The organism is Streptomyces sp. M92 (assembly GCF_028473745.1).
Lineage (GTDB): Bacteria > Actinomycetota > Actinomycetes > Streptomycetales > Streptomycetaceae > Streptomyces.
Genome location: NZ_CP101137.1, coordinates 3207527 through 3220803 on the forward strand (window position 1 = coordinate 3207527; position 13277 = coordinate 3220803).

The 13277-nt window shown below is 71.9% G+C and carries 11 protein-coding genes; all 11 read left to right on the forward strand.

Annotation, left to right across the window (positions count from 1 at the left end; genetic code table 11):
- Positions 1 to 180: 180 nt before the first annotated feature.
- The 11 genes from M6G08_RS14755 (at position 181) to glyA (ending at position 13175) form a co-directional block, all read left to right on the forward strand.
- Entirely contained in the window at positions 181 to 1473 is a 1293-nt protein-coding gene (locus tag M6G08_RS14755) for a homoserine dehydrogenase (protein ID WP_272587623.1), read from the forward strand.
- Positions 1474 to 1479: 6 nt separating this feature from the next.
- Positions 1480 to 2538: a threonine synthase gene (gene thrC, locus M6G08_RS14760; protein WP_272587624.1), complete on the forward strand. Its 1059-nt coding sequence runs from the start codon at positions 1480 to 1482 to the stop codon at positions 2536 to 2538.
- 349 nt (positions 2539 to 2887) lie between these two features.
- A complete protein-coding gene (gene thrB, locus M6G08_RS14765) occupies positions 2888 to 3817 on the forward strand; it encodes a homoserine kinase (RefSeq protein WP_272587625.1) in 930 nt (309 codons plus the stop codon).
- A 410-nt stretch (positions 3818 to 4227) separates the two neighbouring features.
- Positions 4228 to 6294 (forward strand): transcription termination factor Rho, encoded by a 2067-nt coding sequence (gene rho, locus M6G08_RS14770; protein ID WP_272587626.1) that lies wholly within the window; start codon positions 4228 to 4230, stop codon positions 6292 to 6294.
- A 380-nt stretch (positions 6295 to 6674) separates the two neighbouring features.
- Positions 6675 to 7823, forward strand: coding sequence for an LCP family protein (locus M6G08_RS14775; protein ID WP_272587628.1), 1149 nt, complete (start codon positions 6675 to 6677; stop codon positions 7821 to 7823).
- A gap of 123 nt (positions 7824 to 7946) precedes the next feature.
- Positions 7947 to 8171, forward strand: a complete 225-nt coding sequence (gene rpmE, locus M6G08_RS14780) for a 50S ribosomal protein L31 (protein ID WP_018571447.1) — start codon at positions 7947 to 7949, stop codon at positions 8169 to 8171.
- 108 nt (positions 8172 to 8279) lie between these two features.
- On the forward strand, positions 8280 to 9356 hold the full coding sequence (gene prfA, locus M6G08_RS14785; RefSeq protein WP_272587629.1) for a peptide chain release factor 1: 1077 nt from the start codon (positions 8280 to 8282) through the stop codon (positions 9354 to 9356).
- An 81-nt stretch (positions 9357 to 9437) separates the two neighbouring features.
- Positions 9438 to 10283, forward strand: coding sequence for a peptide chain release factor N(5)-glutamine methyltransferase (prmC, locus tag M6G08_RS14790; RefSeq protein WP_073724179.1), 846 nt, complete (start codon positions 9438 to 9440; stop codon positions 10281 to 10283).
- A 50-nt stretch (positions 10284 to 10333) separates the two neighbouring features.
- A complete protein-coding gene (locus M6G08_RS14795; protein WP_030187245.1) occupies positions 10334 to 10981 on the forward strand; it encodes an L-threonylcarbamoyladenylate synthase in 648 nt (215 codons plus the stop codon).
- Positions 10978 to 11658 (forward strand): arsenate reductase/protein-tyrosine-phosphatase family protein, encoded by a 681-nt coding sequence (locus M6G08_RS14800; RefSeq protein WP_272587631.1) that lies wholly within the window; start codon positions 10978 to 10980, stop codon positions 11656 to 11658. The genes M6G08_RS14795 and M6G08_RS14800 overlap by 4 nt, the downstream gene beginning before the upstream one ends.
- A gap of 260 nt (positions 11659 to 11918) precedes the next feature.
- Positions 11919 to 13175 carry a serine hydroxymethyltransferase gene (gene glyA / locus M6G08_RS14805; RefSeq protein WP_272587632.1) on the forward strand — a complete coding sequence of 419 codons (1257 nt, stop codon included), beginning with the start codon at positions 11919 to 11921 and terminating at the stop codon, positions 13173 to 13175.
- The last annotated feature ends 102 nt before the right edge of the window (positions 13176 to 13277 follow it).

Genomic DNA, 13277 nt, shown 5'->3' on the forward strand with positions numbered 1-13277 from the left:
ACAGCGGCGGCGGGGCTCGCGCGCACCATGGACGATGGAGCGGGGCGGGCGGAGAAAGATCTTGCGTCGCCCGCCCCGCGAAAATGAAATAAACGTCTCATGATGCGGACGAATGGCAGGAAATCCCGTCCGGTGCGTGAGACTGGTCAAACCGTAGACGGTAAGAGGAAACGAGGTCGGATGATGCGTACGCGTCCGCTGAAGGTGGCGCTGCTGGGCTGTGGAGTGGTCGGCTCAGAGGTGGCGCGCATCATGACGACGCACGCCGACGACCTCGCCGCCCGGATCGGGGCCCCGGTGGAGCTCGCGGGCGTGGCCGTACGGCGGCCCGACAAGGTGCGGGAGGGCATCGACCCGTCCCTCGTCACCACCGACGCCACCGCGCTCGTCAAGCGCGGGGACATCGACGTCGTGGTGGAGGTGATCGGGGGGATCGAGCCCGCGCGGACGCTCATCACCACCGCCGTCGAGCACGGCGCGTCCGTGGTGTCCGCCAACAAGGCGCTCATCGCCCAGGACGGCGCCTCGCTGCACGCCGCGGCCGACGAGCACGGCAAGGACCTCTACTACGAGGCCGCCGTCGCCGGTGCCATCCCGCTGATCCGGCCGCTGCGCGAGTCGCTGGCCGGCGACAAGGTCAACCGGGTGCTCGGCATCGTCAACGGCACGACCAACTTCATCCTCGACGCCATGGACACCACGGGGGCCGGGTATCAGGAGGCACTCGACGAGGCCACCGCCCTCGGGTACGCCGAGGCCGACCCGACCGCCGACGTCGAGGGCTTCGACGCCGCCGCCAAGGCCGCCATCCTCGCCGGGATCGCCTTCCACACGCGCGTGCGCCTCGACGACGTCTACCGCGAGGGCATGACCGAGGTCACCGCCGCCGACTTCGCCTCCGCCAAGGAGATGGGCTGCACCATCAAGCTGCTCGCCATCTGCGAGCGGGCGGCGGACGGGGGATCGGTCACCGCGCGCGTGCACCCCGCGATGATCCCGCTCAGCCATCCGCTGGCGAACGTGCGCGAGGCCTACAACGCCGTCTTCGTCGAGTCCGAGGCCGCCGGTCAGCTCATGTTCTACGGGCCCGGCGCCGGCGGTTCGCCCACCGCGTCCGCCGTCCTCGGCGACCTGGTGGCCGTCTGCCGCAACCGGATCGGCGGCGCCACCGGACCCGGCGAGTCCGCCTACGCCGCACTGCCCGTCTCGCCGATGGGCGACGTCGTCACGCGCTACCACATCAGCCTCGACGTCGCCGACAAACCGGGCGTGCTCGCCCAGGTCGCGACCGTGTTCGCGGAGCACGGTGTCTCCATCGACACCGTGCGGCAGTCCGGCAAGGACGGCGAGGCCTCCCTCGTCGTCGTCACCCACCGTGCGTCCGACGCCGCCCTCGGCGGTACCGTCGAGGCGCTGCGCAAGCTCGACACCGTGCGGGGTGTCGCCAGCATCATGCGGGTTGAAGGAGAGTAACCAGCAATGACCCACCAGTGGCGCGGAATCATCGAGGAGTACCGGGACCGGCTGCCCGTCTCCGACAGCACGCCCGTCGTGACGCTCCGCGAGGGCGGCACGCCGCTCGTGCCCGCGCAGGTGCTCTCCGAGCGCACGGGCTGCGAGGTCCACCTCAAGGTGGAGGGCGCCAACCCGACCGGGTCCTTCAAGGACCGCGGCATGACGATGGCCATCAGCAAGGCGAAGGAGGAGGGCGCGCAGGCTGTCATCTGCGCGTCCACCGGCAACACGTCCGCGTCCGCCGCCGCGTACGGCGTGCGCGCCGGCATGGTGTCCGCCGTGCTCGTGCCCCAGGGCAAGATCGCGCTCGGCAAGATGGGCCAGGCCCTCGTGCACGGCGCGAAGATCCTCCAGGTCGACGGCAACTTCGACGACTGCCTCACCCTCGCCCGCGCGCTCAGCGACAACTACCCGGTGGCGCTGGTCAACTCGGTCAACCCGGTGCGCATCGAGGGGCAGAAGACCGCCGCCTTCGAGATCGTCGACATGCTCGGCGACGCCCCCGACATCCACGTCCTGCCGGTCGGCAACGCGGGCAACATCACCGCGTACTGGAAGGGGTACAGGGAGTACGCCGCCGACGGGGTCAGCACGAAGACGCCCCGCATGTGGGGGTTCCAGGCCTCCGGCAGCGCCCCGATCGTGCGCGGCGAGGTCGTCAAGGACCCGTCGACCATCGCCACCGCCATCCGCATCGGCAACCCCGCCTCCTGGGACCTCGCGATCGCCGCGCGGGACGAGTCGGGCGGCGCCATCGACGAGGTGACGGACCGTGAGATCCTGCGCGCCTACCGACTGTTGGCCTCCCAGGAGGGCGTCTTCGTCGAGCCCGCCTCCGCCGCGTCGGTCGCCGGTCTGCTGAAGGCCGCCGAGCTCGGCAAGGTCGACCCGGGGCAGCGGATCGTGTGCACCGTCACCGGCAACGGGCTCAAGGACCCCGACTGGGCCGTCGCCGGCGCCCCGCAGCCCGTCACCGTCCCGGTCGACGCGGCGACGGCCGCCGAGCGGCTCGGCCTGATCTGAGCGCCCTCCCGGGCCCGGTACGACCGCCGGGCCCGAGGTCGCGCCCATCTCACCGGCGTAAGAGGGCGTAAGCGACGCTCGGCCGGGAAAGTCCTTTACGGGGGGTGCACAGGGGGCTTACGACACGCATCGTGCGCCTCCCGTGCGCCCTATGTCGCCACAGAACCTTCCTTCGATAGGCTGTACCGAACCCGCCTGCCGCATATGCCGCGGCGCCGCGCTGTCTCCGCGGTCGGGAAGCGGTCGGGAAGCGGCCGGCCGGTCGGCAGGAGGCGGCGAGCCCCAGCGTCGTCCGTACGTCATCGAATGTCATTCGACAGTCACGCAGCTCAAGGAGAGTCATCGAGAGATGGCCGGTCCAGCGTTCCGCGCCGCCGCCGTCAGGGTGCGCGTCCCCGCCACCAGCGCCAACCTCGGCCCGGGCTTCGACGCCCTCGGCCTCGCGCTGGGCTTGTACGACGACGTGGTCGTCCGGGTGGCCGACTCGGGGCTGCACATCGACATCGCGGGTGAGGGCAGCGAGACCCTGCCGCGCGACGAGAACCACCTCCTCGTCCGCTCCCTGCGCACCGCCTTCGACCTGCTGGGCGGACAGCCGCGCGGCCTGGAGATCGTCTGCGCCAACCGCATCCCGCACGGCCGCGGTCTCGGCTCGTCCTCCGCCGCCATCTGCGCGGGCATCGTCGCCGCGCGCGCGGTGACCATAGGCGGCGAGGCCCGCCTCGACGACGCCGCGCTCCTCGACCTCGCCACCGAGATCGAGGGCCACCCCGACAACGTCGCGGCCTGTCTGCTGGGCGGCTTCACCCTGTCCTGGATGGAGTCCGGCGCCGCCAGGGCGATCAGGATGCAGCCCGCCGATTCCATCGTTCCGGTGGTTTTCGTGCCCGGAAAGCCGGTACTGACGGAGACCGCCCGCGGTCTCCTCCCGCGCACCGTCCCGCACGTCGACGCCGCCGCCAACGCCGGCCGCGCCGCGCTGCTCGTCGAGGCCCTCACCAGGCGCCCCGAGCTGCTGCTGCCGGCCACCGAGGACCGTCTGCACCAGGAGTACCGCGCGCCGGCCATGCCAGAGAGCGCGGCGCTGGTGGAGCGGCTGCGTGCGGACGGCATCCCCGCGGTGATCTCCGGCGCGGGGCCCACGGTGATGGCACTGGCCGACGCCGACACGGCCGACAAGGTCGAGGCGCTGGCCGGCACGGACTGGGCGGCCAACCGGCTCGACCTGGACCAGCAGGGCGCGAGCGTCCTGCCCCTGGCGACCTCCAGCGACATCTAGACGCGTGGGTTGCCGGATTTCGAGAGGGGGAATGTTTGTTGGATCCGGTAGTGTTAACCTCAAGTCTGCACCCGACCCCACCATGGCGAGGTGCCTCGTGTCCCCGTCCGGGACAGACATTCTTCCGGGAGCCCCCCAAGCCGCATTGTGCAGTGGACGTCGTACGTGGTCAGTACGGCCGACGCGGACACTGAGCGGCCCGCCGGGCAGGTTTCGGAACAGGTGCGACCACGCCGCGTGACACAGACACCGGGTGCCACGGCCAGGGGGCGCGCCATCACCAGATATCTCTTCCGCCGTTCAGGCGGACCACCGCCCCGGCACGGTTCGCACAGCAAGGACCGAAGCCGGACAGCACAACCGGTCGCCGAGCCAGACAGGCCGACGTCCGCTCCAGGGAAGGACCCTTCGTGAGCGACACCACCGATCTGATGGGCGCACGTGTCGAGGAGACCGCTGCCGCGCCCGCCACGGACGCCTCCGCGCCTGCCACCGGTGCCGGCTCCCGGCGGCGCCGCGGTACCGGCCTCGAGGGCATGGTGCTGGCCGAGCTGCAGCAGGTCGCATCCGGCCTCGGCATCAGGGGCACCGCGCGTATGCGCAAGAGTCAGCTGATCGAGGTCATCAAGGAGGCGCAGGCCGCCGGGGGAGCCCCCGCCAAGGCCGCGCCCGCCGCCGCGGACACCGCCGGCGAGACCAAGCCCAAGCGCCGCACCACCTCCCGTACCCGTACGGGTGACGAGGCCCCCGCCGAGAAGGCGGAGAAGGCCGAGAAGTCCGGCAAGGCGGAGAAGGCCGGGAAGAAGGCGGACAAGACGGCCGCCGACAAGGCCGCCGCCCAGCAGCAGATCGAGATCCCCGGTCAGCCGTCCCCGAAGGTCTCGCCCTCGGGCGAGACGGCCGGCGGGGCCGGTGACGAGGCCCCCGCCGAGCGCCGGCGCCGCCGGGCCACCGCCGACGCGGGCAGCCCGTCCGCGGCCACCGAGACCGTGGCCGTGGAGACCCGCGCCGAGCCGAAGGCCGAGTCGTCGGCCCAGCAGCAGGGCCAGGGCCACCAGCAGGGCCAGGGCGACTCCCGCTCCGACGGCGAGGGCGGCGAGGGCCGCCGCCGCGACCGCCGCGACCGCGGCCGGGACCGCGACCGCCGGGGCAAGGGCGACGACCAGAACCAGGGCGGCCAGCAGGGCCGCCAGCAGGGCGGCGGCCGTCAGGACCGCCAGCAGGACGACGGCTACGACGACGACGGCGGCGGCCGCCGCGGCCGTCGGGGCCGGTACCGGGACCGCCGGGGCCGCCGCGGACGCGACGACGTGCAGGAGCCGCAGATCGCCGAGGACGACGTCCTGATCCCCGTCGCGGGCATCCTGGACATCCTCGACAACTACGCGTTCATCCGCACCTCCGGCTACCTGCCGGGCCCGAACGACGTGTACGTCTCCCTCGCCCAGGTCCGCAAGAACGGCCTGCGCAAGGGCGACCACATTACCGGTGCCGTGCGCCAGCCCAAGGAGGGCGAGCGCCGCGAGAAGTTCAACGCGCTGGTGCGCCTGGACTCCGTCAACGGCATGGCGCCCGAACACGGCCGCGGCCGCCCGGAGTTCAACAAGCTCACCCCGCTGTACCCGCAGGACCGCCTCCGCCTGGAGACGGACCCGGGCGTCCTCACCACCCGCATCATCGACCTCGTCGCGCCGATCGGTAAGGGCCAGCGCGGTCTGATCGTGGCCCCGCCGAAGACCGGCAAGACCATGATCATGCAGGCGATCGCCAACGCGATCACGCACAACAACCCCGAGTGCCACCTGATGGTCGTCCTCGTCGACGAGCGTCCGGAAGAGGTCACCGACATGCAGCGGTCGGTGAAGGGCGAGGTCATCTCCTCGACCTTCGACCGCCCGGCCGAGGACCACACCACGGTCGCCGAGCTCGCCATCGAGCGTGCCAAGCGCCTGGTGGAGCTGGGTCACGACGTCGTCGTCCTGCTCGACTCGATCACCCGTCTGGGCCGCGCGTACAACCTCGCCGCCCCCGCCTCCGGCCGCATCCTGTCCGGTGGTGTCGACTCGACCGCCCTCTACCCGCCGAAGCGCTTCTTCGGTGCGGCCCGCAACATCGAGGACGGCGGCTCGCTGACCATCCTCGCCACCGCCCTGGTGGACACCGGGTCCCGCATGGACGAGGTCATCTTCGAGGAGTTCAAGGGCACCGGCAACGCCGAGCTCAAGCTCGACCGGAAGCTCGCCGACAAGCGCATCTTCCCGGCGGTGGACGTCGACGCGTCCGGCACCCGCAAGGAGGAGATCCTGCTCGGCAGCGAGGAGCTCGCCGTCACCTGGAAGCTGCGCCGGGTGCTGCACGCCCTCGACCAGCAGCAGGCGATCGAGCTGCTCCTCGACAAGATGAAGCAGACCAAGTCGAACGTCGAGTTCCTGATGCAGATCCAGAAGACGACGCCGACCCCGGGCAACGGCGACTGAGCCACCGCCGGGCTCTCCACTGAAGGCCACCGAAGGCCGTCGAAAGCCTTCGAAGGCCACCGAAGGGGCCGCCTCCCTCACCGGGAGGCGGCCCCTTCGTGCTGCGACCTTCGCCACAGGCCGCCGTCGCGCGACGGTCCGTGAACACTCTCCCGGGTGGCCACGGACCCGCAGGTCAGCGCCGGGGTCCGGCAGGCCGTGAGTACGGTCCGTGACCGATTGCCCACCTGGTCGCCACAGACCGTTGTGCAACCCTGTCCCGAGTTCCGCCGTCTCAGACACGGAGGGACCATGGTGAGGTACCGGCACAAACCCGCCGGAGCCGACCGGCCCGACCCTGAGCGCAGGGGGTAACCGACCGCACGAACACCGAGGAGCCCATGTCAGCCGAGAGCACGCCGGATCCCGCGATACCCGGCCCCGGGCAGTCCCGCACCACCGGACCCGGCCGCCGGGGCAAGGGCCGTCGCCGCAAGCCCCCGGGCAAGCGGCGCAAGGCCCTGCTCATCGCGGCCTGGAGCGCGGCGGGCATCGTGGTCCTCGGCGGTACCGGCGCCGGAGTCGTGCTCTTCAAGCTCAACGGCAACCTCCAGAGCGTCGACATCGACCAGGTGCTCGGCACCGACCGGCCGCGGAAGGCCGACAACGGGTCGCAGAACATCCTCGTGCTCGGCTCGGACACCCGCGCCGGCGGGAACGAGAAGCTCGGCGGCGGCACCGACGACGGCACCGCCCGCTCCGACACGGCGATGATCGTGCACGTCCACAAGGGCCACAAGAAGGCCAGCGTGGTCTCCATCCCGCGAGACACCCTCATCGACCGCCCCGAGTGCACCGACACCGACGGCGACGAGCACCCCGCGGCGAACGGCGTGATGTTCAACTCCGCCTACTCCACGGGCGGCGCCGCCTGCGCCGTGAAGACCGTCGAGTCGGTCAGCGGGCTGCGCATGGACCACTACCTGGAGGTCGACTTCAAGGGGTTCCAGCAGCTCATCGACGACCTCGGCGGCGTCGACGTCACCACCACCGAGGCCATCGAGGACCCCGACAGCCACCTCGACCTGCCCGCGGGCACCCACACGCTCGACGGCGAACAGGCCCTCGGCCTGGTCCGCACCCGGCACGGCGTCGGCGACGGCTCCGACCTCGGCCGCATCCAGCTCCAGCAGGCCTTCGTCAAGGCACTGGTCGACCAGGTCAAGGACATCGGCCTGCTCGGCAACCCCAAGAAGCTGTACGACATCGCCGACACCGCCACCAAGACCGTGACCACCGACTCCGACCTGGGCTCGGTGAACTCGCTGATGTCCTTCGCGACCGGTCTGAAGGGCATCACCCCCGACAACATGCACATGGTCACGATGCCGGTCGTCTACGACCCCGCGGACCCGAACCGGGTCCTGCTGGAGAAGGCCAAGGCCGATCAGGTGTGGACGGCGCTCAAGAACGACAAGCCGATCCCGAAGGCGGCCACGGAGGGCACGGCCACCGGCGAGGCCAAGGGTGTCGTGAACGCGGCGGAATAGATGACGGCGGCCCCCGGTTTTGGGGGATGGACCCAGTCCTGGCAGACTGGACCGTCGGCCCCGGTTCACGCTCCCGCATCCCGCGGCAGCGACCCGGCGCCCTCCCGAACCTAGGAGACACCCTTGAAGCGCGACATCCACCCCGAGTACGTCGAGACGCAGGTCAGCTGCACCTGTGGCGCGTCGTTCACCACCCGCAGCACCATCGACAGCGGCACCATCCGCGCCGAGGTCTGCTCCGAGTGCCACCCGTTCTACACGGGCAAGCAGAAGATCCTCGACACCGGTGGCCGCGTGGCCCGCTTCGAGGCCCGCTTCGGCAAGGCTGCCGCCGGCTCCAAGAAGTAGCGAGCCACCGATCGCCGGTCCACGGCCGCGCCCCCAGCCGGGGGAGCGCCGGGACCGGCGTTTTTGGTCGCCCGCCTTCCCCTTCCAAGCAGTAAGCAGGAGCCCAAGATGTTCGAGGCCGTCGAGGAACTCGTCGCCGAGCACGCCGACCTGGAGAAGAAGCTCGCCGACCCGTCGGTCCACTCCGACCAGGCGAACGCGCGCAAGCTGAACAAGCGGTACGCCGAGCTCACCCCGATCGTCGCCACGTTCCGCTCCTGGAAGCAGACCGGCGACGACATCGAGACCGCGCGCGAGCTGGCCGCCGACGACCCCGACTTCGCCGCCGAGGTCAAGGAGCTGGACAAGCAGCGTGACGAGCTCACCGAGAAGCTCCGCCTGCTCCTCGTCCCGCGCGACCCCAGCGACGACAAGGACGTCATCCTCGAGATCAAGGCGGGCGCGGGCGGCGACGAGTCCGCCCTGTTCGCCGGTGACCTGCTGCGCATGTACCTGCGCTACGCCGAGCGCGTCGGCTGGAAGACCGAGATCATCGACTCCACCGAGTCCGAGCTGGGCGGCTACAAGGACGTCCAGGTCGCCGTGAAGACCAAGGGCGGCCAGGGCGCCACCGAGCCCGGCCAGGGTGTCTGGGCGCGGCTGAAGTACGAGGGCGGCGTGCACCGCGTGCAGCGCGTGCCGGCCACCGAGTCGCAGGGCCGCATCCACACCTCCGCGGCCGGTGTCCTCGTGACCCCCGAGGCCGAGGAGATCGACGTCGAGATCAACCCCAACGACCTGCGCATCGACGTCTACCGGTCCTCCGGCCCCGGCGGCCAGTCCGTCAACACCACCGACTCCGCCGTGCGCATCACGCACATCCCGACCGGAGTCGTCGCCTCCTGCCAGAACGAGAAGAGCCAGCTGCAGAACAAGGAGCAGGCGATGCGTATCCTGCGCTCCAGGCTGCTCGCGGCGGCGCAGGAGGAGGCGGAGAAGGAGGCCGCGGACGCCCGCCGCAGCCAGGTCCGCACCGTCGACCGCTCCGAGAAGATCCGTACGTACAACTTCCCGGAGAACCGCATCTCGGACCACCGCGTCGGCTTCAAGGCGTACAACCTGGACCAGGTCCTGGACGGCGACCTCGACTCGGTGATCCAGGCCTGCGTCGACGCGGACTCGGCCGCCAAGCTGGCCGCCGCGTAAACCCCGACGCGCCGCCCGCGCCCCGCACCCGTACCGCCGCACCACTCGCACCGGACAACAGCTCAGCCCCGGAGGACCAGCGTGAACCTGCTGCTCATGGAGGTGGCCCAGGCCACCCAGCGGCTGGCCGACGCCGGCGTGCCCTCGCCGCGCACCGACGCGGAGGAGCTCGCCGCGTACCTGCACGGCGTCAAGCGGGGCGAGCTGCACACCGTGCCGGACGCGGACTTCGACGCCCGGTACTGGGAGGTCGTCGCCCGCCGCGAGGCGCGCGAGCCGCTCCAGCACATCACCGGCCGCGCCTACTTCCGCTACCTGGAGCTCCAGGTGGGCCCCGGAGTCTTCGTGCCCCGCCCCGAGACGGAGTCCGTCGTCGGCTGGGCCATAGACGCCGTGCGCGCCATGGACGTCGTCGAGCCCTGCATCGTCGACCTGTGCACCGGCTCGGGCGCCATCGCGCTCGCCCTCGCACAGGAGGTGCCGCGCTCACGCGTGTACGCAGTGGAGCTGTCCGAGGACGCCCTGAAGTGGACCCGGAAGAACATGGAGGGGTCCAGGGTGGAACTGCGCCAGGGCGACGCCCTGACGGCCTTCCCGGACCTCGACGGCCAGGTCGACCTGGTGGTCTCCAACCCGCCGTACATCCCACTCACCGAGTGGGAGTACGTCGCCCCCGAGGCCCGCGACCACGATCCCGAGCTGGCCCTGTTCTCCGGCGAGGACGGCCTCGACCTGATCCGGGGCCTGGAACGCACCGCGCACCGCCTGCTGCGCCCCGGCGGGGTCGTCGTCGTCGAGCACGCCGACACCCAGGGCGGCCAGGTGCCGTGGATCTTCACCGAGGAGCGGGGCTGGGCCGACGCGGCCGACCACCCCGACCTCAACAACCGTCCCCGCTTCGCCACGGCCCGCAAGGCGCTGCCGTGAGCACCGAACCGACTTCAACCCCGCAGTACGTGTACGAGGAGGCCCGCTAGATGGCACGGCGATACGACACCAACGACGCGACCGACCGTGTGACCGGTCTGCGCGAGGCCGCGTCCGCCGTCCGCCGTGGCGAGCTCGTGGTGCTGCCGACGGACACCGTGTACGGCATCGGCGCCGACGCCTTCACCGCGGAGGCCGTCGGCGACCTGCTGGAGGCCAAGGGCCGGGGCCGCAACATGCCCTCGCCCGTCCTCATCGGCTCGCCGAACACCCTGCACGGCCTGGTCACCGACTTCTCCGAGATGGCCTGGGAGCTGGTCGACGCCTTCTGGCCGGGCGCGCTGACGCTGGTCGCCAAGCACCAGCCGTCCCTCCAGTGGGACCTGGGCGAGACCCGGGGCACGGTCGCCGTCCGCATGCCGCTGCACCCGGTCGCCATCGAGCTGCTCACCGAGGTCGGCCCCATGGCCGTCTCCTCCGCCAACCTCACCGGCCACCCTGCGCCCGAGGACTGCGACGCCGCCCAGCAGATGCTCGGCGACTCCGTCTCCGTCTACCTCGACGGCGGCCCCACCCCCGGCATCGTCCCGTCGTCCATCGTCGACGTCACCCGCGAGGTGCCCGTGCTGCTGCGCGCGGGCGCGCTGTCGGCCGAGGAGCTGCGCAAGGTAGTACCCGACCTCGAGGTGGCGAATTGACGGCCCCTGAGACGGGGCGTGGCATAGGCAACGGGGAACGCGCCGCGGAGCTCACGACGACGTTCGTCGGTCTGCCGCGCGACAGCTTCCGCATCCTCCACGTCAGCACCGGAAACGTCTGCCGCTCGCCCATCACCGAGCGGCTGACCCGGCATTTCGTGACGGAGCGGCTCGGTGTGCTGGGCGGCGGCCTCATCGTGGAGAGCGCGGGCACCTGGGGCCACGAGGGCGCGCCCATGGAGGCGAACGCGGAGACGGTCCTCGCCGACTTCGGCGCGGACGCGGCCGGCTTCACCGGGCGCGAGCTGCTCGACGAGCACGTGATCCGCGCCGACCTGGTCCTCACCGCGACCCGGGATCACCGCGCGCAGGTCATCTCCATGGGCCACTCGGCCGGGCTGCGCACCTTCACCCTGAAGGAGTTCACCCGCCTGGTGAACGCCATCGACCCCGCGACGCTGCCGTCCCTGGAGGACGGCGTGGTCGTCCGCGCACGCGCCCTGGTGCGCGCGGCGGCGGCGCTGCGCGGGTGGCTGCTGGCCCCCACGGCGGAGGCGGACGAGGTGTACGACCCGTACGGGGCGCCGCTGACGTTCTTCCGGTCGGTGGGTGACGAGATACACCAGGCGCTGGATCCGGTGGTGACGGCGTTGACGGGGGTTCGCGCGCGGGCGTGAGGCCGGCCGGTGCGGGACGCGGACCGGCGGGCACGGCCGCCGTGGCGTCGCGATGCCCGGGTGGCCCGCCGGGGCCGAGCGGTGCGAGGGGCGCGTCGGGGTCGGGTTCCGTACGGGGCGCCGCTGACGTTCTTCCGGTCGGTGGGCGACGAGACGCACCAGGGGCGTAGGGGCACCGTCGTGCGGGGATGCCGGGCGGCTTTCGCGTGCCGGGCCTACATTGGTCGTACGTCACCGTCGACGCACGCCCGGAGCGCACCATGTCGGTCACCCACGACATCATCGAGGCCGATGACAGCACGCTCGGCGTCCTACTGCGCCAGGACCCCGAGCTGGCCGAGATCCTGCTCGCCGAGGGCCACCGCCAGTCGACGACCCTCCAGCTGATCGCCGCCGAGAACTTCACGTCCCCCGCCGTGCTGGCCGCCCTCGGCTCCCCGCTGGCCAACAAGTACGCCGAGGGCTACCCGGGCGCCCGGCACCACGGCGGCTGCGAGATCGTCGACGTCGCCGAGCGGCTCGCCGTGGAGCGCGCCCAGGCCCTCTTCGGCGCCGAGCACGCCAACGTGCAGTCCCACTCGGGCTCCTCCGCCGTGCTGGCCGCCTACGCCGCCCTGCTGCGCCCCGGGGACACCGTCCTCGCCCTCGGCCTGGCCCACGGCGGTCACCTCACGCACGGCTCCCCGGCGAACTTCTCCGGCCGCTGGTTCGACTTCGTCGGCTACGGCGTGGACGCGGAGACCGGGCTGATCGACTACGACCAGGTGCGCACCCTGGCCCGTACGCACCGGCCCAAGGCGATCGTGTGCGGGTCCATCGCCTACCCCCGCAACCCCGACTACGCGGCCTTCCGCGACATCGCCGACGAGGTGGGCGCCTACCTCGTCGCGGACGCCGCGCACCCGATCGGGCTGGTTGCGGGGGGAGCGGCGCCCAGTCCGGTGCCGTACGCCGACGTGGTGTGCGCCACCACGCACAAGGTGCTGCGCGGGCCGCGCGGCGGCATGGTCCTGTGCGGGGCCGACCTCGCCGAGCGGGTCGACCGGGCGGTCTTCCCGTTCACGCAGGGCGGCGCGCAGATGCACACCATCGCCGCCAAGGCCGTCGCCTTCGGCGAGGCGGCCACCCCGGCGTTCGCCGCGTACGCCCATCAGGTGATCGCCAACGCCCGCACCCTCGCCGCCCACCTGGCCGCCGAGGGCCTGACCGTCACGACGGGGGGCACCGACACCCACCTGCTCACCGTCGACCCGGCCCCGCTCGGCGTCGACGGCAGGACCGCGCGGGGCCGGCTCGCGGCGGCCGGGATCGTCCTGGACTGCTGCGCCCTGCCGCACGCGGACGCCCGCGGGCTGCGCCTGGGGACCGCGGCCGTCACCACGCAGGGCATGGGGGAGCGGGAGATGCGGGCGGTGGCGACCCTGCTCGCCGAGGTGCTCGGGGGCGGCGCGGACCCCGCGAAGGCACGGGACGACGTACGGGACCTGGTCGCGCAGTTCCCGCCGTACCCGGACTGAGGCGGGGTAGGCGAACGCACGTGCACAGCCACACGTGCAACCATCGTCGCTACCCGGAAGTCCTCAACCATATGCGCGCATCGCTAGGGTGTGAGGCTGGGA

Coding starts and splice junctions, on each gene's coding strand:
- prfA (WP_272587629.1), top strand. CDS start 8,280: ATGTTCGAGGCCGTCGAGGAACTCGTCGCCGAGCACGCCGACCTGGAG.
- M6G08_RS14755 (WP_272587623.1), top strand. CDS start 181: ATGATGCGTACGCGTCCGCTGAAGGTGGCGCTGCTGGGCTGTGGAGTG.
- M6G08_RS14795 (WP_030187245.1), top strand. CDS start 10,334: ATGGCACGGCGATACGACACCAACGACGCGACCGACCGTGTGACCGGT.
- glyA (WP_272587632.1), top strand. CDS start 11,919: ATGTCGGTCACCCACGACATCATCGAGGCCGATGACAGCACGCTCGGC.
- M6G08_RS14775 (WP_272587628.1), top strand. CDS start 6,675: ATGTCAGCCGAGAGCACGCCGGATCCCGCGATACCCGGCCCCGGGCAG.
- thrC (WP_272587624.1), top strand. CDS start 1,480: ATGACCCACCAGTGGCGCGGAATCATCGAGGAGTACCGGGACCGGCTG.
- thrB (WP_272587625.1), top strand. CDS start 2,888: ATGGCCGGTCCAGCGTTCCGCGCCGCCGCCGTCAGGGTGCGCGTCCCC.